This is a genomic window from Actinoplanes ianthinogenes (assembly GCF_018324205.1).
Lineage (GTDB): Bacteria > Actinomycetota > Actinomycetes > Mycobacteriales > Micromonosporaceae > Actinoplanes > Actinoplanes ianthinogenes.
In genome coordinates, this window is record NZ_AP023356.1 from 6,045,940 (window position 1) to 6,066,138 (window position 20,199).

Here is a 20,199-nt window from a genome sequence, read left to right on the forward strand (position 1 = left end):
CTCAGCGTTGTTGCCGGCGAGTTACCGGGCCTTTACGAAGAAAAGACCTCGCCCGGTAAACCGGACGAGGCCCTTCAAACTGCTATTTGCGTACGAAAATCAGCTTGCGCTCCTGTCCTTCGCCCGCGCCTTGAGCGCCCGGAGGATCCCGTCCCGCCCCTCCGCGACCAGCCGCCGCAGCGACGCCGGGTGCCCGTCCTGCGCCAGCCAGGCGTCGGTCAGCGCGACCGTCTCCTCGCTGATCTGGAAGGTCGGGTACGCCAGGGTGGCGAACTCCTGCGCCGGCTCGCTGTCCGAGCGGGCCCACACGTCGTCCACCACCGCGAAGAACTTCTCCGCGTACGGCGCCGTCAGGGCCACCTGGCGGGTGCTCTGGAAGCCCTGCAGCAGCGACCGGTTGAGCCAGTTCGGCGGCGTCTGCGGGCCGGTCAGCTCGGCCCACACCCGGGCCTTGTTCTCCGGCGTCGGCAGCAGCGCGCGGGCGATCGCCGCCTCCCGCTCACCGCTGGCCGTCTTGTCCCCGGCCACCTCGTCGTCGATCTCCGACTCGGTCGCCGCGCCGATCGCGGCCAGCGCCTGGAGCAGCGACCAGCGCAGCTCGGTGTCGACGACCAGGCCCGCAGGCTTCGTGCCGCCGCTGAGCCAGCCGCGCAGCACCTCGGCCTGCTCCGGCGTGCGTGCCGCGGTGATGTAGGCCCGCGCCCAGGTCAGCTGCCAGCCGCTGCCCGCCTCGGCGGCCGCGAGCTGCGCCGTGGCCAGCTCCGCCAGCATGCCCCAGCCGGTCGGCGCCCACTCCGGGTCGGCGAAGCTGACCAGCGCGCCGGCCGCCTGCCGCAGGGTGGCCGTGGTCAGGTTGATGTCGGTCTCGGCCGGCAGGCCCGAGCAGACCAGCTGCACGTAGTCACGGGCGGCCAGCTCGGCGTCGCGCAGCATGTCCCAGGCGGCGGCCCAGCACAGCGCCCGCGGCAGCGAGGACTCGAAGCCCGCGATGTGCTCGACCAGCACGCCCATCGAGCGCTCGTCCAGCCGCAGTTTCGCGTAGGTCAGGTCGTCGTCGTTGAGCAGCAGCACGTCCGGCGCCTGGACCCCGGTCAGCTCGGCGATCTCGGTCCGGTCGCCGGTCACGTCCACCTCGATCCGGTCGCGCCGCACCAGCCGCTCGCCGTCCAGGTCGTAGAGGCCGATGGCGAGCCGGTGGGTACGCAGCGTCGGGTAACCGGCCGGCGCCTCCTGGAGCACCGCGACGCTGGTGTAGCGGCCCTGGTCGTCCAGTCCGACGACCGGGCGCAGCGTGTTGACCTGCGCGGTCTCCAGCCACTGCGCGGCGAACTTGCGCAGCTCCCGGCCGGACGCCGTCTCCAGGTCGGTGAGCAGGTCGTCGAAGGTGGCGTTGCCCCAGGCGTGCTTGGTGAAGTACTCCCGCAGGCCGGTGAGGAACGGCTCCAGGCCGACGTACGCGACGAGCTGCTTGATGACGCTGGCGCCCTTGGCGTACGTGATGCCGTCGAAGTTGACCTCGACCGCCTCCAGGTCGGGCATCTCGCAGTAGACCGGGTGGGTGGAGGAGAGCTGGTCCTGCCGGTAACCCCAGGCCTTGCGCATGGCCAGGAACGTCGACCAGGCGTCGCTGAACCGGGTGGCCTCGGCGTTGCACCAGTGGCTGGCCCACTCGGCGAACGACTCGTTCAGCCACAGGTCGTTCCACCAGCGCATGGTGACCAGGTCGCCGAACCACATGTGGGCGAGCTCGTGCAGGATCGTGTTCGCCCGCTGCTCGTACTCGTAGTCGGTGACCTGCGAGCGGAAGATGTAGTGCGCCTCGGCGTGCGTGACGCAGCCGAAGTTCTCCATCGCGCCGGCGTTGAAGTCCGGCACCCACAGCTGGTCGTATTTCGGCAGCGGGTACCGCACCCCGAACTGCTCGTGGAAGAAGTCGAAGCCCTGCTTGGTGATCAGGAACAGGTCGTCGGCGTCCAGGTGGCGGGCCATCGAGGCGCGGCAGAAGACGCCCAGCTCGATGCCGTCGTGCGAGTCGCGGACCTCGTGGAACGGCCCGGCGCAGATCGCCGTGATGTACGTGCTCATCCGCGCCGACTCGGCGAAGTGGACCGTCCGCGCGCCCGCGCCGACCGGCTCCTCCCGCTCGACCGGCATGTTCGAGACCACTTTCCAGTGGTTCGGCGCGGTCACGTGCCAGGTGAAGACACTCTTCAGGTCGGGCTGGTCGAACGCCGCGTAGACCCGCTGCGCGTCCGCGGTCTCGAACTGGCTGTAGAGGTAGATCTCCTTGTCCACCGGGTCCACGCTGCGGTGCAGACCCTGGCCGCTCGCCGAGTAGGCGAAGTCACCCTCGACGACCAGGACGTTGGTCTCGGCCAGGCCGGGCAGCGGGAGGCCTTTCTCGGCCGACCAGGTGCTCAGGTCGAGCGGCGCGCCGTTCAGCGTGGCGCTGTGCAGTTTCGCCGCCGCGGCCTCGATGAACGTCTCGGCGCCGGGCTCGCCGCACCGGAACGAGACGGTGGTGGTGGAGCGGAAGGTGTCGGACCCGGGGTTGCCGTTTCCGTCGGTCAGGTCGAGGCTGATGTCGTAAGCGGTCACCTCGAGCAGACGACTCCGCTCCGCAGCCTCGACCTGGGTCAGGTTGTGAACACCGGCCACGTGCACTCTCCTTCGAGCTGACTGCGTTTCCTCGCAGCCTATGCGCCGCGCCACTCTCGCACCGCACCCGCACCCGCTTCCGTGGTGGCAGGATCGATCTATGACTGAACGCGCCACCGTCGACATGTGGTTCGACCCCATCTGCCCCTGGGCCTGGATGACCTCCCGTTGGCTGCTCGAGGTGGAGAAGGTCCGGGACCTCGACGTCCGTTTCAACGTGATGAGCCTGTCGGTGCTCAACGAGGGCCGTGACGAGCTGCCCGAGCGCTACAAGGAGCTGCTGAGCAAGGGCTGGGGCCCGGTCCGGGTCTGTATCGCCGCCGCCGAGACGGCCGGCCCGGAGGTGCTGCGGGACCTGTACACCGCCTTCGGCACCCGGATCCACCTGCAGAAGTACGAGCTCGACGAGAAGCTTTACCGGGAGGCGCTGACCGAGGTCGGCCTGGACCCGGAGCTGGCCGCGGCCGCGGACACCGATCAGTACGACGAGGCGTTGCGGGCCAGCCACAACGCCGGCATGAAGCCGGTCGGCACGGACGTCGGCACCCCGGTGATCCACGCGCCCGGGCCGAACCCGGACGAGAAGATCGCCTTCTTCGGCCCGGTGGTCACCCCGGCGCCCAAGGGCGACGCGGCCGGCAAGCTGTGGGACGGCGTGCTGCTGGTGGCCGGCACCCCCGGCTTCTACGAGATCAAGCGCAGCCGGGAGATCGGTCCGATTTTCGATTAGTTCGCCACTTGTCACCGCGGGCGGTCGTTGGATGAGGTGATGTACACCTCATCCAGCGACGCCCTCGGCGTGACGATCAGTGTCCAGCGCGAAGTCTGGACAGATTTATCCCCTGAACTGGCGGGCCTCGTCGCCCCGCCGGTCGTCGTGACGGCCCGGCCGGTGGAGCGACCGGTGAACGTCCGCCGACGAGCACAGTTGAGCAGGTCACGTGGGAACATGCCGGTGCGTGGGTACCGCCGGGCCGCCGGGTAAGTTGCCTGCCATGACGGTCGTGCACCCGATCAGCCGGGCCTGGATCACCACTGGCGGTACCGGAGCCCAGAACTACGACGAGTTCGCCGACGACGCCGAAATCACCGACATCATCGCGGCCAACGCGCACAGCTCGCTGGCCGTGGAAATGCCGCATCTCGCGCCCGAGTCCCTCGGGAAGACCTTCGCCGAATCCCTGCCGGACGCCGTCGTCCGCCTGGAGCGCGACAAGTCCGAGGGACACTACCGGCAGGCTGAGCACGTCGTGGTGCTCTACCGGATCACCGCGCAGGACGAGGCGCCCGCCTACGGCCTGTGGAGCCTGGTCGACACCGACCAGATCTCCACCAGCGCCGACGAGCCGGGCCTGGTCATCCGCAACGAGGACGTCTTCATCGCCAAGGTCCGCGAGCGGGTCGCGCTCGCCGACGCGCTCCAGACGCTGCTCTCCCCGGTGCTGCTGCTGCAGACCGGCAAGGGCGAGGAGCTGCACGCGGCGCTGGCCGACGCCTGCGCCGCCGCGGGCGAGCCGGAGGCCACCGACACCGACCAGAGCGGCCGGACCCACGCCATCTGGGTGCTCGGGCCGGGCGAGACCCAGGACCGGCTCACCGAGCTGGCCGGCGGCGGCGAGCTGGTGGTCGCCGACGGCAACCACCGCAGCCTGGCCGCGCAGACCGGTGGCCTGCCCCGCTTCCTCGCCGTGATCACCACCCCGGCGTCGGTCGCGATCCAGCCGTACAACCGGCTGATCAGCGAGCTCCCGGCCAGCCCGGACGAGCTGCTGGAGCGGCTCCGCGCGGCCGGTGCGACGGTCACCGAGCTGCCGCGCGCCGCGGCGCTGCCCGGCAAGGGGACGATCGAGATGTACGCCGGGGGCCGCTCCTACGCCGTCGGCCTCCCGTCCGACCCGGCCGGCACGGCGGTGGAGAACCTGGACCACGCCCTGGTCGAGCGGGTGCTGCTGCGCGACGTGCTGGGCCTGGACCCGGGCGACAAGCGGATCTCCTACATCGGCGGCGACTACCCGGTGGAGTGGCTGCGCGACGAGGTCGACAACGGCCGCGCCGAGCTGGCCGTGCTGATCGCCCCGGTGACCGTGGAGGACTTCGTCGAGGTCAACCTGGCCCGGCTGAAGCTGCCGCGCAAGAGCACCTGGTTCACCCCGAAGGCCCGGGGCGGTCTCGTCCTCGCCCAGCTCGGCTGATCGTGCTCCATCCGCAGGTGACGGCGGCGGCGAGACTTCGCCGCCGCCCCTCCGCCGAGCAGCTCTCGGCGAGCCCCTACGAGAGGCTCCAGTTCGCCCGTGCGGCGATGGAGGAGTCCAACGAGGCGGAGACCGGCCCGGCGCTGCCGTTGCCGGTGGTCGCCGACCTGGACGCGAATGGCGTGCCCTGCCGGCTCTACGCGACCCGGGCCGGCGCGCCGGTCTTCGTCTACCTGCACGGCGGCGGCTGGTGCTACGGCAGCATCGAGACCGTCGACCGGTTCTGCCGCCGGGTTGCCGACCGGTCCGGCTTCGCGGTGCTGTCGGTGGGCTACCGGCTCGCCCCGGAGCACGTCCACCCGGCCGCGCTCCTGGACGCCGAGGCGGTGCTCGACCACGTCCGCAAGGAGGGCGCCGAGCTGGGTGTGGACCCGTCCCGGCTGGCGATCGGCGGGGACAGCGCGGGCGGCCAGCTCGCCACGGTCACCGCCCGCCGGCAGCGTGACGCCGGCACCCCACTGGACTTCCAGGCGCTGATCTACCCGGCGCTGGACCCGCTCACCTCCGCCGAGTCGTACGACGAGCTGGGGGAGTACGGGCTGGACCGGGCCTCGATGAAGCTGGCCTGGGAGACCTACGTCCCGGATCCGATGACCCGGCTCACGCCGGACGTGGCGCCGCTGGCCGTCGCCGACCTGTCCGGGATGCCCTCCACCCTGATCATCACGGCGGAGTACGACGCGCTGCGCGACGAGGGCGCCGATTACGCGGACGCGCTGATCGCCGGGGGCGTGCCGGTGGTCCACACCCGTTACCAGGGGATGAACCACGGTTTCGCCCGCAAGATCGCCACCATCGACGCGGCCCGGGCGGCGGCCGACCAGGTCGCCGCCGCCCTCCGCGCCGCGCTGACGTTCTGACCGGCGTCAGCCGGCCAGGATCAACTCGAAGTCGTAACCGAAGAAGAGACCGGTCTCGACGACGCCGGACATCTGCTTCAGGCGGGTGTGGGCGTCGTCGGCGATCTCGCTGAACCGCAGGTCCAGCGTCAGGTTGCCGCGCTCGGTGATGACCGGGCCGTCCTTGCCGCCGGCCGGGCGCAGGGTGACCTCGTCGAGACCGGGGAAGTCCTGCAACTGCTCGAAGATCAGGCTGAGCGCGGCGGGGTCGATCTCCACCGGCGCCGCGAAGTTCTGCCCCAGCCGTTCCACGATCTTGGACTGGTCGACCACGATGTACGCCTTCGGCGCCGCGGCCATCATCAGCTTCTCCTGGTAGAGCGCGCCGCCGCGGCCCTTGATCAGGCGCTTTTTCGCGTCCACCTCGTCGGCGCCGTCGAAGCACCAGTCCGGCCGGACCTCGTTGAGCGTCGCGGTGCGCAGGCCGAGCGCGGCACACGCGTTCGCCACCTCGATCGAGGTGGGGATCGCGGTGAACGAGAGCCCCTCCTGCCGCGCGCGGGCGGCGAGGGCCTGGAGGGTGAGGAAGCTGGTCGAGCCGGAGCCGATGCCGACCGTCTGCCCGTCCTGCAACTCGGCGGCCAGCCGGGCCGCCGCCTCCCGCTTGGCTTCCTCGTTCTTGATGACACCTGACCAGGTCAGGCCGTTGGGGCGGTTCTTCCACTGCATGTGTTGGTCAACCGTTTCCAGAAGCGGACGGTGGTCCCTCACATCGTAGTCAGCGGCGGGGAAGGTCCTCCCGGGGCAGCCAGTTTCGCCGGACGATCACCAGATCCCGGTCGGCCGCCGCCAGATCCTCGTCGGTGGGCCGGGCCGCGTCCCGGGCGCGCAGCGCGGCGCCGACGCTGACCTGTGACGAACCTGAGCCGACCAGGCCACGCAGCCCGCGCTCGGCCTCCCGGTCCTCGGCCGCGCCGCTGCCGGCCGGTGCGGGCCGTTTGGCCGGCGGCCGGGCGCTCGCGGGCGGCGCCGGCACCGGGGCGGACGGCGGCGGGGACGGCGGTGGGGCGGCCGGCGGGGACGGCGGTGGGGTGGACGGCGGTGGGGCGGGCACCGGCGCCGCGGGCTCGGCCGGGGCGGGACTCGCCCCGGACGGGGGGCGTACCCGCCGGCGGCGGCGTTCGGGCTCAGCCATGATCCCGACGGTACCGCCGCCGCGGGCCTCAGAACACCTCGGTCGCGCTGGGCGCCCGGTGCCAGCCGAACGCCACGCTCGGATCGTTTCCGGTCAGCTGCCGGACCCGGCCGGCCGCGGCGAGTGCCTGGAGCGAGGTCCCGCCCAGGTAGGCCGCGCCGAGGTCGGTCACCGAGCACGTCAGGTCGGCCGGGTCGCCGGTCCGGACGCAGGCCGCCCCGTCCGGGCCGCCGGTCAGCCGCCAGCGCCCGGCGTTCGCCGGCAGGATCGGGTCGGCCACCTCCAGCACCACGTCGACCGGGGCGAGGTAGCGCCGGGCGGCCAGCGCGGCCGGCAGGTCGACCAGCCGGATGAACAGCCCGTCGCCGAGCGTGGCGCCCAGCCGCCGCGGCTCGTCCACCAGGTGCTGCAACGGCTCGTCGACCGCGGCCAGTTTCCAGCTCACCCGCCGGGTCAGGTCGATGCCCAGCAGGAACCGCCAGAGCGCCTGATAGGTCTGCGGATCATCGGCGACCACCTCGCGGACCTGAACCTCGGCGTCCGGCCCGTGGTCGTTCCAGCTGTGCATGACCCGCCACAGGGCGTAACCGGTGGGGCCGCCCGGCCCGTCGTGGACCACCGCGTACTGCTGGGTGGCGCCGTCGCGGTGGTCCTTCGCGTCGGTCAGCACGTATCGCCACCAGCGGTCGTCGCGGTCGGACCAGCCGGGCCGGGTGGTGCGCAGCCGGTCGTAGAGCTTGCTGAGGTCGGAGAGGAGCGCGAGCGGGGCGCCCATCCGCAGCCGGCCGGCGGGCTCGGCGGGCGGGACGGTCAGCCGGACCTCCCGGTTCATGATCGAGAACTTGAGACGGGACGAGGCCAGGCCGTACCCGAACCGGGGGTAGATGCCGGTTTCGCTGGCCCAGAGCACCGCGATCGGTTCCCGCCCGGCCGCCGCGATGTCGGCCAGCTGGCGATGCATCAGCGCGGTGAGCAGGCCGCGCCGCCGGTGGGTCGGCCGCACCCCGACGCTGGAGATGTGCGCGGCGCTCAGCACCGCGCCGGGCACGGTCAGCTCGCGGCTGAACGCCAGGGCGTGCCCGGCCATCAGCCCGTGGTCGTCGGCGACCAGCGACCGCTCCGGCTCGTGGACCGATGCCTCGGCCGCCTTGAGCTCGCCCTCGAAATCCTGATGGAACACCAGGGTGAGCAACTCACAGATCGCCGTGATGTCCTCGGGTGTCCCGGCCCGGAGCCGTACCGCGTCGTCCATGGAGCTTGTGTAACGGACTCGGGCGTGTGCGAGCCAGCTATTTGCGAGCTGGCTACTCTCGGAACAGACGACCGCCCGGTCGAACCTTGGAGGGGGAACCATGCCTGAGCAACCGCAGTGGTCGGAGCGGACGCTCGACATGCCGCCGCAGGACCCGTGGGCCGACCAGCCGACGGCGACCGCGCCGCCCGTGCCGCCGGCCGACGACCCCACCCGCGTGCAGTCCTCGCCGAGCAGCCCGCAGGCCGCGCCGCCGTCGCCGTTCAGCCAGGGCCGTGCCGTGGTCACCCCGCGCGACCAGCGGCGCGACGACTTCACCGCGGTCCACGAGCCGACCGGCACCGGCTGGCCCGGCGCCGGGATGCCGCACGAGCAGCACAGCCTCGGCTGGCACCTGCGCCAGCTGCGCCGCGGTGGCGAGTGGAGCACCGCCGCGGTGCTCTTCGCGTTCGTCTGCTGGGGCATCTGGGCGCTGTCCGAGGGCGGCTCCCTGGTCACCCCGGTGGTGGTCTTCGTCATCACGCTGCTGGTCGGGGTGGGCCTCTTCTTCCTGGCCCGGCTGGTCGGCCGGGTGGTGCTGGAGCGCTATCTGAACCGGCCCCGCCACACCGCCCGCGGCGCCCACATGGTGGCCGGGCTCTACCTGGTCGGCGTCGGTTTCACCTTCCTCCGCCAGACCCAGTGGGTGATGGACGCCTTCAACTGGGTGAAAGACCTGTTCTCCTGAGTCACGAGGCCGGCTCCGAGACGTGCGCCGTGATGATCCGCCAGCCCTCCGGCAGACGTGCCCACGCCTGCGTCTGCCGGCCGGGGACGTCGGACCCGGGGTAACCGAACAGGGTGGTCACCACGGCGGTGCTCAGGCCGTACGTATGGATCTGGGTCTCCTTGAGCCGGCGGCCCGGCGGCAGCGGGTCCTGCGCGACCCGCCACCGCCTCTGCTCGTCGAGCCCGTCCTGGTGATCGGCGATGCCGAAACGGACCGCGCGGTCGGCGAAGAAACCGAGGACGCGCTCGACGTCGTTGTCCACCAGCGCCTGCTCATAGGCCTCGAAAGCGGTGGCGACCTCCGCCATCACCGCGGGGATGTCCCGTTCCATCAGGCCGGCACCGACGCCGCTTCCGGAGCGTCCTCGGTCTCCTCGTCCGGTTCCGGCACCCGCGGCGCCGGCCGGGTCAGCGCGAACAGCACGCAGACCACGGTCAGGAACAGGTACCCGAGCGTCACCTGCCCGTCGGCGTTCCACTGCACCTTCGGGGCGTGGATCAGGCCGACGAAGGTCAGGACCGCGCCCGCCCCGGAGAAGACCGCCGCGTGCCAGAACCGCTTGTCGATGATGAACGCGACGATCGCGCCGAGCACCAGACCGGCCAGGATGGCGCCCTGGCCGAGTGTGCGCAGCCCGTCGTAGACGAGGCCCGCCCCGGCCAGGGCCTCCGAGCCGACCTGGGTCGCGGTGGTGCCGGCCGCGGCCAACGCGTTGTCCATCTGGCCGGTGGCCCACTGGGCGATGTTCGGGATCAGGGCGGCGACCACCGCGGCGGCGTGTGCCCGGGGCGTCGCCTGGAACGCCTGAGCGCCGATCAACAGGCCGATGTAGAGCAGGATCGGCACGATCGCCGCGGTCGGGAAGATCGCGCCGAGCAGGCCGAACAGGCCGAAGAAGCAGAGCAGCGCGATCACCACGCCGGTCGCCATCGAGTAACCGGTGCGGCCGCCGGCGGCCTTCCAGCCCGGGTGGCCGACGTAGACCGCGGGCGGGAACGGCGACCCGAGGCAGGAGCCGATCACCGCGCCGGCCCCGTCGGCGAGCAGCACGCTGCGCAGGTTGTACCGGTCGCCGGCGGTGGCCGCGCTCTCCACGTTGGTCATCGCCTCGGTGAAGTTGTAGACCCCCAGCGGGATGGCGGTGGCCAGCAGCGGCGCCATGTCCCTCAGCCCGTCGATCAGCAGGCCGACCTTGAGGTGCGGGAAGGCGAACGCGATGTCCTTCGCGGCGGCGGTCACGTCCGGCACGCTCATCGCCCCGCCGATCCAGCCGATCGCGGTGCCGGCCAGCAGCGCGACCAGGCCGATCGGGAGGTTGAACGGCAATTTGACGTCGGTGAGCAGGCCGATCAGCAGCAGGCCGAAGACCGGCAGGGCGATCCAGGCGGCGGACCACATGGTGCCGGCCGGGTTCATCGAGATGAAGGTGATCGAGATGCCGGCCAGGGTGCCGAGCAGGGCGGCCCGGGGCGCGTACTTGCGGATGTAGGGGCCGACGAACGCGCCGATCAGCACGATCACGCCGATGATGAACGCCCAGGCGATGCCGGCCGTCCAGGCCGCGATCGGATCCTTGGTGGCCAGATAGATCGGCAGCATGATCACGAAGATCACGATGAACATGTGCGGGACGCTGGGGCCGTAGGGCATCGCCGTGACGTCGGCCCGGTTCTCCCGGGCGGCCAGGCGGCGGGCCAGGAAGGTGTAGTAGATGTTGCCGGCGACCAGGGCGATGCCGAGGGCGGGCAGCACCACGCCGAACACGTCGCCGGCCGGCATCTTGATCACGCCGAGGCAGAGGCCGGTCAGGGTGAGCACGTTGACCAGGACGTTGACGCCGAAGCCGAAGAAGGCGTTGGTGTCACCGCGTACCCAATAAGGCAGTTTCATCGCGTTATCTCCTTGATCAGGGCGGAGGACTCGGCGACCCAGCCGAAGATGCCGCCCTGGGCGGCGATCATCTGGAGGCCGACGCGCTGGAACTCGGGGAAGTAGGAGCCGACGCAGTCGGCGAGCACGAGGCACTCGTAACCGCGGTCGTTGGCCTCGCGGATGGTGGTGTGCACGCAGACCTCGGTGGTGACCCCGGTGACGACCAACGACGTCGCGTCTTTCAACGCATCCGACAAATCGGTCGCATAGAACGCACCCTTGCCGGGTTTGTCGATGACTGTCTCGCCGTCGAGCGGTCGCAGCTCGTCGATGATGTCGTGGCCGTACTCGCCGCGGATCAGGATTTTTCCGAATCTGCCGGGCTGACCGATCATCGAGCCGCGCCGGAGTTTGGCGGGCGGGCAGTCGGACAGGTCGGGCACGTGGCCCTCGCGAGTGTGGATCACCCGGAGGCCGGCGGCCCGCCACGCCGCCAGCAGCGCGGCCAGCGGCTCGATCGTCCGCCGCAGCTGTGCCACGTCGTTGCCCAGGCTCTCGCCGAAGCCGCCGGGCAGCAGGAAGTCGCGCTGCATGTCGATGACCAGCAGCGCGGTGGTGGCCGGGTCGAAGGTGAACGGTCCGGGATCGGCGGCGACGGTCGGCACGGCTCAGCCCTCCGTCGCGGCGATCACGGCGTCGGAGGTGGACACGCAGCCGAAGACGCCGCCCTGCATGGTCACCATGTGCAGAGCGGCGGCGTGGTTCGCCGGGTCGGTCGCCCCGGTGCAGTCGCTGAGGATCAGGCACTCGTAGCCGCGGTCGTTGGCCTCGCGCATCGTCGTGTGCACGCACACGTCGGTGGTGATGCCGGTCAGGATCAGGTGCGTGATGCCGTGGGTGCGCAGCACCAGGTCCAGGTTGGTGGCGTAGAACGCGCCCTTCCCGGGCTTGTCGATCACCACCTCGCCGGGCGTGGGCGCCACCTCGGGCACGATCTCCCAGCCCGGCTCGCCCTTGACCAGGATCCGGCCGCACGGACCCGGGCCGCCGATCTCCGCGCCGATCCGGGCCGACCGCCAGCGCTTGTTGGCCGGCAGGTCGGCGAGGTCCGGATCGTGGCCCTCCCGGGTGTGCACGACCAGCATGCCCAGGTCCCGGACGTGCTGCAGGAGCTTGGCGGTGGCCGGCAACCCGGCGCGGGTGAGCTCGATGTCGTAGCCCATCGCGTCGACGTAGCCGCCCGGCCCGCAGAAGTCGGTCTGCCAGTCGATGCAGAGCAGCGCGGTGCGGCTGACCGGCACCCGATCGTCGTAGGGCCAGGGGTAGGGGTTGGCCGGCACCGGCCCGATCGTCGCGGTCATCAGCAGAATCCCTTCAGGCACCGGTTGATCTAGACCTCGTATCCGTCTCCGTCCACATCGTCGATTGTCGACAGTTCTGTTTCCGGGAACCCTGCTCCCCGTAACGACAAGATTTCCCAGCGTGATCTTGACGCTGGTCAGGACAGGTACGCGCGTGCCCCGTGCGTGCTCAGCGCCGCCTGGATCTCCGCCGCGTCGCCGCGCTGGACCGCCGCGAACAGCCGCTCGTGCCGGTGCACGCCGTCCGCCGCCCGGGCCGCCTCCGCCTCGCGCCGCATGTTGACGGCCATGTAGAGCTGGATCTTCACCAGGATCGTCTCGTACAGGGCGGTGAGCTGCCGGTTGCCGCTGAGCGCGACCACCTCGACGTGGAACCGGCGGTGCGCGTTGGCCAGCTCCAGCCGGTCGTCCGCGTCGGTCGCCGCACGGATGCGGTCCAGTGCGGCCCGCAGCCGGGACAGGTCCCGGCCGGCCGAGGTGGCGCCGGCCGCATGCCGCTCCAGCACGTCCCGGACCTCGTAGAGCTCCTGCACGTCCGCGTCGGAGAGGGTGGCCACCCGTGCCCCGCGCCGGGGGATGTGCTCGACCAGACCCTGCTCGGCCAGCAGTCGCATGGCCTCGCGCAGGGGAGCCCGGCTGATCCCGAGGCGCTTGGTCAGCTGCTCCTCGACCAGTCGCTCACCCGGATCGGTGCGCCCGCTCAAAATGTCCCGCCGCAGCCGGTCGACGGCGAGCTCGACGAGACTGTACGCCGCCAACTCCCCGTCACTCACGGGTCAAGTCTGTCAGGGTCCGGGTGGCTCCCGGTGGCGGCCCGCCGGGCCCGGCCAGTCGTCCTGCTCGGGGGTGGGCAGCGCGCGGCGGCGGTCCCGGCGGGTGAGCCAGATCGCCGTGCCGCTCATCGATATCCCCAGCCCGAGAAGGGAGAACCAGAGCACGAGCATGGCCCGGAGGCTAGCGCACTCCGGGCCGTGCTCGCGCTCCTGACCGTCGCAGTGACTCAGCCCGCGGCGAGGACCTTGCCGGTCTCCAGCAGCGACTTGAGGTCGCTGAGGACCCAGGCCCAGCCGCCGCCACCGTCGGCGCCCGGGTCCGGGTTGCCCTGCACCATCAGGGCGGTCGCCGGGGCGCCGGTCAGCTCGTGGGTGATGGTGACCCGGCACACGCCGGGACCGGAGTCCTCGATGTCGTAGGTGAGCGTGGTGAACGGCTCGGCCGCGCAGGTCGGGTCCATCAGCATCCGCCACGTCTGCACCAGCCGGCGCGGCGGCTCGGCCTCGAGCACCTCGCCGTCCACCACCACGTCCGGCATCGGGAAACCGTTCGCGGCGGCGTAGTCCTTCATGTCCTGGCTGGCCGTCGCCTGGTATTTCCCGCCCTTCTTCAACTCGTAGACCTGCGGGGCGGCGTAGCCGTAGCGCCCGTTCCACTCCGGGTCGGTGATCGCCTGCCAGATCTTCTCCGGTGTCGCCTTGATCCAGATCCGGAACACCTTGGTGTCGCTCATGACTCCTCCTCCAGCGTGCGCTTGAGATCGATGAGGGTGGTGATCTGGTGCTCGGTGTACTTGTCGATCCACCGGTCGTGGATCTCACGGATCGGCACCGGGTTGAGGTAGTGCAGCTTCTCCCGGCCCGACCGGCGTGTGACGACGAGTCCCGCCTCCTCGAGCACCCTCAGGTGCTTGGCGACGCCGAACCGCGTCATCTCCAGCTCGGACTCCAGCTCGGTGAGCGTGCGGCCGTCACGCGCGAACAGCAGGTCGAGCAGGAAGCGACGGCTCGGGTCGGCCAAGGCCTTGAACACCCGATCGTCGTCTGTCATGACGCAAAGTTATGTGACCATCGGGTCACATGTCAAGGTGCGGACACGAACGACGGCCCCGGTCAGGTTCGCTGACCGGGGCCGCTGGTGAAGCGCGGATCAGGGGTACGGGTTGAACCGCTGGTTCCAGTCGCCGTGGCAGGGGTAGGTCTGGAGGACCACGCCGTTGCCGTATCCGTAGCCGCGAGAGTCCAGGCACCTCCCGGAGTTCATGTTGACCAGCTCGACCCAGTTGGCGTTGGAACTGGACACGCGCACCGCCTGCCACCACTGGTTGGTGCTGGTGGTGCAGGTGTACTGCCGCACAGTGTGGTCGTCGAAAGGCGGCCCGTAGTCGGTGAGGCACTTGCCGGTCTGCGAATTGGCGAACTGGAATTTGCCGAACGGAGCGGAGAGGTTGGTGATCCGGTTGATGTTCCAGCGCTGGTTGTCGACGTCTTTTCCGGACCTCAGGATCCACAGCTGGGCGATGACGCCGTCGTTCATGTGATCGCGCGGGATGTCGATGACGCTCGGTCCGATGTTGCCGTTCGGCGTGAGGATGCTGACGTAGGCCGTATAGGTCGCCGCGGACGCCGGCGACGCGGGTGCCAGAACAACGCCGACCAGGGCGGCGACACCCGCCGTGAGGGCGGCGAGAACCCGTCTCATGCGCATGAAGCTTCCTTTTCCGTACGTCCTGAGGAATGAGTCACCGCCGATCGTCGGCGGAGCCGCTTGCCGGGCGCTGGACGGGCACCGCCAGTAGCGGTCCCGTACTAGCTTCTGCCGGGAGTGGATGCCCATCGATGCCGCGGGAGATCAACGGTGACCGGTGCACAGGACGCTCGCGAGGCAACGTTCGCGACGCGGTTGCGGACGCACCGTCGCGCGGCCGGGCTCACCCAGCGGGAGCTGGCGGCGCTGGCCGGGATCAGCGTCGCCACGCTCCGCGACCTGGAGCAGGCCCGCAGCCGGCATCCGCACCCACGGTCGGTGCGCGTGCTGCAACGCGCGCTCGGCCTGGACGAGCCGGAGGCGACGGCGCTGCGCCGTGCCGCCGAGCCGGAACCGGCCGGCCGCCCGGCTCCCTCCGGCGGTGGTGCCCGCCCGGCGGTCGCGATCCTGGGCCCGCTGGTGCTCCGGACGGACGCGGCGCTGACCTCCGTCCGGCAACGGACGCTGCTCGGGCGGCTCGCGCTGACGGCGGGCACGACGGTGCACGAGGCCGAGCTGCTCGGCGTGCTGTGGGGCGACGCCGCGCCGGGCTCGGCGCGCGGGTTGCTCCAGACGTACGTGAGCCGGTTGCGCCGCCGTCTCGAAGCCCCGGGAAGCCCGGCGATCGTGACCCCGGCGACCGGCGGTTACCGCCTCGACGCGGAGGCCGGCCAGCTGGACGCGCTGCGGTTCCGCGAGCTGGTCGAGGAATCCCGGGCGGTCGCCGGGGCCGAGCCCGCGACGGCGTTGCGGGTCGCCGGTGAGGCGCTGTCGTTGTGGCGTGGGGATGTTCTCGACGACCTGCCGGGGCTCGCCGGGCATCCGCTCGCCGTGGCCCTGGCCGACGAACGGATCGCCGCCGTCCTGTGGCACGCCGACCTGGCCGGCGCCCAGGGCCGGCACATCGTCAGCGTGCCGGGGCTGCGGGCGCTCGCCCATCAGCACGCGCTGCACGAGGAGTTGCACGCCCGGCTCATGCTGGCTCTCGCCGCGACCGGGCAGCAGGCCGCGGCGCTGGCCGTGTTCGACGGGCTCCGCGACCGGCTCGCGGACGACCTGGGCATCGATCCCGGCGCCGCGCTGGTCGAGTATCGGCAGCGGGTCCTGCGGCAGCAGTGGACCCGCGTGGCGGAGCCGCCGGCCGGCGCCGCCCGGCCGGCTCTGCTGCCACCGGAGGTGCGCGGCTTCGCCGGGCGCGGCCGCGAGCTCGACCGGCTCGACGCGCTCCTCGCCTCGGCCCGTCGCCCGGCGCCGGCGATGCCGATCGTGATCGTGTCCGGTACGGCCGGCGCGGGCAAGACCACCCTCGCCGTGCACTGGGCGCACCGGGTCGCCGGCCGGTTCCCCGACGGCCAGCTCTACGCCGACCTGCGAGGGTTCGCCCCGGCCGGCGCACCGATCACGCCGGCCGAGGCGATCCGGGGATTCGTCGAGGCGCTCGGCGTGCCGGCGCAGCGGTGGCCGAGCGAACCGGCCGCTCAGATCGGGCTGTACCGCACGCTGCTCGCCGGGAAGCGGATGCTGATCCTGCTCGACAACGCCCGGGACGCCGACCAGGTGCGCTCCCTGCTCCCCGGCGCACCCGGCTGCCTCGTCCTGATCACCAGCCGGCACGGACTCACCGGCCTGGTCGCTGCCGAGGCCGCCCACCCCGTGCCGCTCGACGTGCTCAGCAGCGAAGAGGCCAGAGATCTGCTCGCCCGGCGTCTCGGCGCCGATCGCACGGCCGCCGAGCCGGAGGCCGTCGACACGATCGTGGCCCGCTGCACACGGCTACCGCTCGCGCTCGCCGTCGCCGCGGCCCGCGCCGCCACGCGGCCGGGGCTTCCGCTTGCCGCTCTCGCCGCGGACCTGTCCGTCGAGGATCGGCTCGACACCCTGGTCACCGGCGACGCCGGCACCGACGTACGGTCGGTGTTCCACTGGTCGTACCAGGCGCTGACCCCGGCCGGCGCCCGGCTGTTCCGCCTTCTCGGCTTGCAACCGACCCCGGAGTTCTCCGTCGCCGCGGCGGCGAGCCTGGCCGGGCAGCCCGCCCCGCGGGTCCGGCCGGCACTGGCCGAGCTGGTCCGCGCGCACCTGGTGACCGAGCCCACCCCCGGCCGCTACGCGATGCACGACCTGCTGCACGAACATGCCGCCCGGCTGAATCCGGACGACGAGTCCGGCGCCGCGACCGGCCGGCTGCTGGCGCACTACCTGCACACCGCCCGGGCCGCCGACCGGCTGCTCGACCCCGCGCGTGATCCCGTCCCGGCCGGCGCGCCGGGCGAGGGGGTCACCGTCGAGGCGCCGGCCGACCGGGACCAGGCGATGCGCTGGTTCACCGTCGAACACCCGAACCTGCTGACCGCCGCGGCCACCGGTCACGCCCCCAGCAGCTGGCTGCTGGCCGAGGCGGTGGCGACGTTCCTCTACCGCCGGGGGAGGTGGCACGACCAGGTCACCGTCCAGCGGCACGCGGTGGAGGCCGCGGCGCGCTCCGGCGACGTTCCTGCGCAGGGCCGCGCGCATCTGCATCTGGCCCGGACCCACCTGCGGCTGCGCCACGACGACCGGGCCGAGACCCACCTGCGGGTGGCGCTCGACCTGTACCGCGAGCACGACGACCCGAGTGGGCAGGCGCAGGCCCACCACTACCTCGGCGCGCTGCGCGAGCAGCAGGGCCGCCACCGGGAAGCGGCCGGCCACGGCGACCGGGCGGTCGCCCTGTGCCGGGCGAACGGCCTTCGGTTCGGCCTGGGACACGCGCTGAACGCCGCCGGCTGGCACCACGTCCGGTTGGGCGAGTATCACGACGCCCTCATCCGCTGCCGGGAGGCGATTCAGGTCACCCAGAGCCTCGACGACCGTGCCGGACAGGCCAACGCCTGGGACACCCTGGGATACGCCCATCACCATCTCGGTGCCCACGGGCCGGCCGTCGCCGCTCTCCAGCGGGCGATCGACCTGTACCGCGAGCTGGGTGATCGCTACTACGAGTCGGCGGCCCGGATCCACCTCGCCGAGACCCACCACGCGGCCGGCCGGTCGGGCGCCGCCCACGAGGAGTACCGGAAAGCTCTCGCCGTGCTCGACGATCTCGGGCACCCGGACGCCGACCGGGTCCGCGCGGCGCTGCTCCGCCTCGACGCCTGACCCGCATTGTGGCCGGCTGACGGGTTTAGGGGATTTTCCAGGGGTACTCGGGCCCTTGAGTCACGCGCTGAGCGCCGGGCGTGCGGCTGAGTGCAACCGGATATGGAGGCTGCCGTGACCCTACTGGTGGCGAAGGACAGACAGGACGAGGTACGACGGCGAGGCCGTGGGCTCGGCTGGATGAGTCTCGGTCTGGGAGTGGCACAGCTGGCGGCGCCGGACAGGGTGCGCCGGCTGAGCGGTGTGGACGACTCGGCGACCTCGCGCGTGGTGGTGCCGCTGGTCGGCGCACGAGAGCTGGTGCACGCGGCCGGGCTCCTGACGAGCCGGCGCAAGGGAGCCTGGGCGTGGACCCGGGTCGCCGGTGACGCGATGGACCTGACCGCGTTGGGTGTCGCCCTGGCTCACCGCGGCGGCAGCCGCCGGGGACGTCTGCTCGCGGTCACCGGCGCCGTCGTCGGCGTCACCCTGCTCGACCTGCTGATCGCTGTGCAAGCCACCCGAACCAAGGACATCGGGCCCGCGCCGGCGGCGCGAGGCAACCGCAAGGGAGGACCTATGGAATTGACGGCCACGACAACCGTTCGCAAACCCGCGACCGAGGTGTACGGGTTCTGGCGCGACCTGGAGAACCTTCCGACCTTCATGACGCACCTCGAGCAGGTCCGCACCACCGGTGACCGGACCAGCCGGTGGACCGCCGATGCCCCGTTCGGCAAGGACGTCGGCTGGGACGCGGAGATCGTCGAGGAGGTGCCCGGCGAGAAGATCGCGTGGCGCTCGACCGGGAACGCCGACGTGCCCAACGCCGGATCCGTCCGCTTCCTGCCGGCCCCGGACGGCGTGAGCACCGAGGTGCACGTCGTCCTGGCGTACGACATTCCGGGCGGAGCAGTCGGCAAGGCGGTCGCGAAGTACTTCGGTGAGGAACCGCACCAGCAGCTCGACGACGACCTGCGCCGGTTCAAGCAGGTGCTGGAGACCGGTGAGGTGGTCCGGTCCGACGGCGCCCCGTGGGGCAAGCGGGCGCGTAAGGAGTTCCCGCAGCGTCCGGCGCAGCCGCTGTCGGACGAAGAGCTGGCGAAGGGAGCGGACGCGTGAGGGCGAACACCTGGGCGGGCCGCAACAAGGTCGAGGTCCGCGACGTGCCGGACCCGAAGATCCTGAACAAGCGCGACGCCATCGTACGGATCACCTCCACCGCGATCTGCGGCTCGGACCTGCACCTGGTCGACGGGTACGTGCCCACCATGCAGGACGGCGACATCATGGGCCACGAGTTCATGGGCGAGGTGGTCGAGGTCGGATCCGGGGTGTCCGCGGACAGGCTGCGGGTCGGTGATCGGGTGGTCGTGCCGTTCCCGATCGCGTGCGGCGCGTGCGCCGCCTGTGCCGCCGAGCTGTACTCCTGCTGCGAGAACACCAACCCCAACGCCGGGATCGCGGAGAAGCTGTTCGGGCACCCGGTCGCCGGGATCTTCGGCTACTCGCATCTCACCGGCGGTTTCGCGGGCGGCCAGGCGCAGTACGCACGGGTGCCGTTCGCCGACGTCGGCCCGTTGAAGATCGAGTCCGATCTGACCGACGAGCAGGTCCTGTTCCTGTCCGACATCCTGCCCACCGGCTACATGGGCGCCGAGATGTGCGACATCCAGCCCAGCGACGTGGTGGCGGTGTGGGGCGCCGGCCCGGTCGGGCAGTTCGCCATGGACAGCGCCCGGGTGCTCGGCGCCGCGAATGTCATCGCCATCGACAAGGAGCCGTACCGGCTGCGGCTGGCCGAGCAGGCCGGGTACATCCCGGTCAACTTCGACGAGGTCGACGTGCGGTCGCGGCTGCTGGAACTGACCGGCGGGCGAGGGCCGGACAAGTGCATCGACGCGGTCGGCATGGAGGCCACCCACGGCAGCGCGCACATCGCCGCGTACGACCGGATCAAGCAGGCCGTGCGGTCGGAGACCGAACGCCCGCACGCCCTGCGCCAGGCGATCCTGTCGTGCCGCAGCGGCGGCGTGGTGTCGGTCATCGGTGTGTACGGCGGCCTGCTGGACAAATTCCCGGCCGGCGCCTGGATGAACCGATCGCTGACCCTGCGCACCGGCCAGTGCCACGTGCAGCGCTACATGAAGCCGCTGCTGGAGCGCATCGAACGCGGCGAGATCGACCCGACCCGGATCATCACACACACCCTGCCGCTCGACGAGGCGGAGCGGGGCTTCGAGATGTTCAAGAACAAGCAGGAGAACTGCGAGAAGGTCGTCCTCAAACCCTGAGGACGGCCGGGCATGCCGAGCGGCGCGGCGCGACCTCTTCCCGGCATTCCGGGATAAATGGCGGGACCGA

At 71.5% G+C, this 20,199-nt stretch carries 20 protein-coding genes; 7 read left to right on the forward strand and 13 right to left on the reverse strand.

From position 1 onward, the window contains the following. Window positions 1-99: 99 nt before the first annotated feature. Window positions 100-2,658 (reverse strand): aminopeptidase N, encoded by a 2,559-nt coding sequence (pepN, locus tag Aiant_RS27440; RefSeq protein WP_189329698.1) that lies wholly within the window; start codon window positions 2,656-2,658, stop codon window positions 100-102. Between the two features lie 100 nt (window positions 2,659-2,758). Between pepN and Aiant_RS27445 the strand changes: the two genes are divergently transcribed. The 3 genes from Aiant_RS27445 to Aiant_RS27455 all read left to right on the forward strand — a co-directional run bounded on the left by Aiant_RS27445 (window position 2,759) and on the right by Aiant_RS27455 (window position 5,770). Next, window positions 2,759-3,388 (forward strand): mycothiol-dependent nitroreductase Rv2466c family protein, encoded by a 630-nt coding sequence (locus tag Aiant_RS27445; RefSeq protein WP_189329699.1) that lies wholly within the window; start codon window positions 2,759-2,761, stop codon window positions 3,386-3,388. Between the two features lie 265 nt (window positions 3,389-3,653). Further along, complete coding sequence (locus tag Aiant_RS27450) at window positions 3,654-4,850, forward strand: DUF1015 family protein (RefSeq protein WP_189329700.1); 1,197 nt, start codon at window positions 3,654-3,656, stop codon at window positions 4,848-4,850. A gap of 2 nt (window positions 4,851-4,852) precedes the next feature. Next, entirely contained in the window at window positions 4,853-5,770 is a 918-nt protein-coding gene (locus Aiant_RS27455) for an alpha/beta hydrolase (RefSeq protein ID WP_189329701.1), read from the forward strand. 6 nt (window positions 5,771-5,776) lie between these two features. On the opposite strand, the gene rpiA is transcribed toward Aiant_RS27455, so the two are convergent. From rpiA to Aiant_RS27470, 3 genes are read right to left on the reverse strand one after another with little or no spacing between them, the layout of a single operon-like run. Beyond that, window positions 5,777-6,478: a ribose 5-phosphate isomerase A gene (gene rpiA / locus Aiant_RS27460; protein ID WP_189329702.1), complete on the reverse strand. Its 702-nt coding sequence runs from the start codon at window positions 6,476-6,478 to the stop codon at window positions 5,777-5,779. A gap of 49 nt (window positions 6,479-6,527) precedes the next feature. Then, window positions 6,528-6,944: a hypothetical protein gene (locus Aiant_RS46890; RefSeq protein ID WP_306415814.1), complete on the reverse strand. Its 417-nt coding sequence runs from the start codon at window positions 6,942-6,944 to the stop codon at window positions 6,528-6,530. Between the two features lie 28 nt (window positions 6,945-6,972). Then, window positions 6,973-8,196 carry a GNAT family N-acetyltransferase gene (locus tag Aiant_RS27470; RefSeq protein ID WP_189329703.1) on the reverse strand — a complete coding sequence of 408 codons (1,224 nt, stop codon included), beginning with the start codon at window positions 8,194-8,196 and terminating at the stop codon, window positions 6,973-6,975. A gap of 100 nt (window positions 8,197-8,296) precedes the next feature. Here Aiant_RS27470 and Aiant_RS27475 point away from each other — a divergent pair, with 100 nt between their 5' ends. Further along, window positions 8,297-8,923: a DNA-directed RNA polymerase II gene (locus tag Aiant_RS27475; protein WP_189329704.1), complete on the forward strand. Its 627-nt coding sequence runs from the start codon at window positions 8,297-8,299 to the stop codon at window positions 8,921-8,923. A gap of 1 nt (window position 8,924) precedes the next feature. On the opposite strand, the gene Aiant_RS27480 is transcribed toward Aiant_RS27475, so the two are convergent. The 9 genes from Aiant_RS27480 to Aiant_RS27520 all read right to left on the reverse strand — a co-directional run bounded on the left by Aiant_RS27480 (window position 8,925) and on the right by Aiant_RS27520 (window position 14,679). Further along, window positions 8,925-9,296 carry an AtzH-like domain-containing protein gene (locus Aiant_RS27480; RefSeq protein ID WP_189329705.1) on the reverse strand — a complete coding sequence of 124 codons (372 nt, stop codon included), beginning with the start codon at window positions 9,294-9,296 and terminating at the stop codon, window positions 8,925-8,927. Beyond that, window positions 9,296-10,855: a SulP family inorganic anion transporter gene (locus Aiant_RS27485; RefSeq protein WP_189329706.1), complete on the reverse strand. Its 1,560-nt coding sequence runs from the start codon at window positions 10,853-10,855 to the stop codon at window positions 9,296-9,298. Before Aiant_RS27485 ends, Aiant_RS27480 begins: the two co-directional genes overlap by 1 nt. Beyond that, complete coding sequence (locus tag Aiant_RS27490; RefSeq protein ID WP_189329707.1) at window positions 10,852-11,502, reverse strand: cysteine hydrolase family protein; 651 nt, start codon at window positions 11,500-11,502, stop codon at window positions 10,852-10,854. Before Aiant_RS27490 ends, Aiant_RS27485 begins: the two co-directional genes overlap by 4 nt. Before the next feature lie 3 nt (window positions 11,503-11,505). After that, window positions 11,506-12,198, reverse strand: a complete 693-nt coding sequence (gene biuH / locus Aiant_RS27495; protein WP_189329708.1) for a biuret amidohydrolase — start codon at window positions 12,196-12,198, stop codon at window positions 11,506-11,508. Between the two features lie 137 nt (window positions 12,199-12,335). After that, window positions 12,336-12,971 (reverse strand): GntR family transcriptional regulator, encoded by a 636-nt coding sequence (locus Aiant_RS27500; RefSeq protein WP_189329709.1) that lies wholly within the window; start codon window positions 12,969-12,971, stop codon window positions 12,336-12,338. Window positions 12,972-12,983: 12 nt separating this feature from the next. Then, a complete protein-coding gene (locus Aiant_RS27505; protein ID WP_189329710.1) occupies window positions 12,984-13,142 on the reverse strand; it encodes a hypothetical protein in 159 nt (52 codons plus the stop codon). A 56-nt stretch (window positions 13,143-13,198) separates the two neighbouring features. After that, window positions 13,199-13,705 (reverse strand): SRPBCC domain-containing protein, encoded by a 507-nt coding sequence (locus Aiant_RS27510; RefSeq protein ID WP_189329711.1) that lies wholly within the window; start codon window positions 13,703-13,705, stop codon window positions 13,199-13,201. Then, complete coding sequence (locus Aiant_RS27515; protein ID WP_189329712.1) at window positions 13,702-14,022, reverse strand: ArsR/SmtB family transcription factor; 321 nt, start codon at window positions 14,020-14,022, stop codon at window positions 13,702-13,704. The genes Aiant_RS27510 and Aiant_RS27515 overlap by 4 nt, the downstream gene beginning before the upstream one ends. 99 nt (window positions 14,023-14,121) lie before the next feature. Then, a complete protein-coding gene (locus tag Aiant_RS27520) occupies window positions 14,122-14,679 on the reverse strand; it encodes an RICIN domain-containing protein (RefSeq protein ID WP_189329713.1) in 558 nt (185 codons plus the stop codon). Window positions 14,680-14,829: 150 nt separating this feature from the next. Between Aiant_RS27520 and Aiant_RS27525 the strand changes: the two genes are divergently transcribed. From Aiant_RS27525 to Aiant_RS27535, 3 genes are all read left to right on the forward strand, one after another. Continuing rightward, window positions 14,830-17,856, forward strand: a complete 3,027-nt coding sequence (locus Aiant_RS27525) for a BTAD domain-containing putative transcriptional regulator (protein WP_189329714.1) — start codon at window positions 14,830-14,832, stop codon at window positions 17,854-17,856. 180 nt (window positions 17,857-18,036) lie between these two features. After that, a complete protein-coding gene (locus tag Aiant_RS45925) occupies window positions 18,037-18,957 on the forward strand; it encodes an SRPBCC family protein (protein ID WP_229829921.1) in 921 nt (306 codons plus the stop codon). Beyond that, the gene (locus Aiant_RS27535) at window positions 18,954-20,129 is read left to right on the forward strand and encodes a zinc-dependent alcohol dehydrogenase (protein WP_189329716.1); all 1,176 of its coding nucleotides are present in this window, start codon (window positions 18,954-18,956) and stop codon (window positions 20,127-20,129) included. The genes Aiant_RS45925 and Aiant_RS27535 overlap by 4 nt, the downstream gene beginning before the upstream one ends. Window positions 20,130-20,199 lie beyond the last annotated feature (70 nt).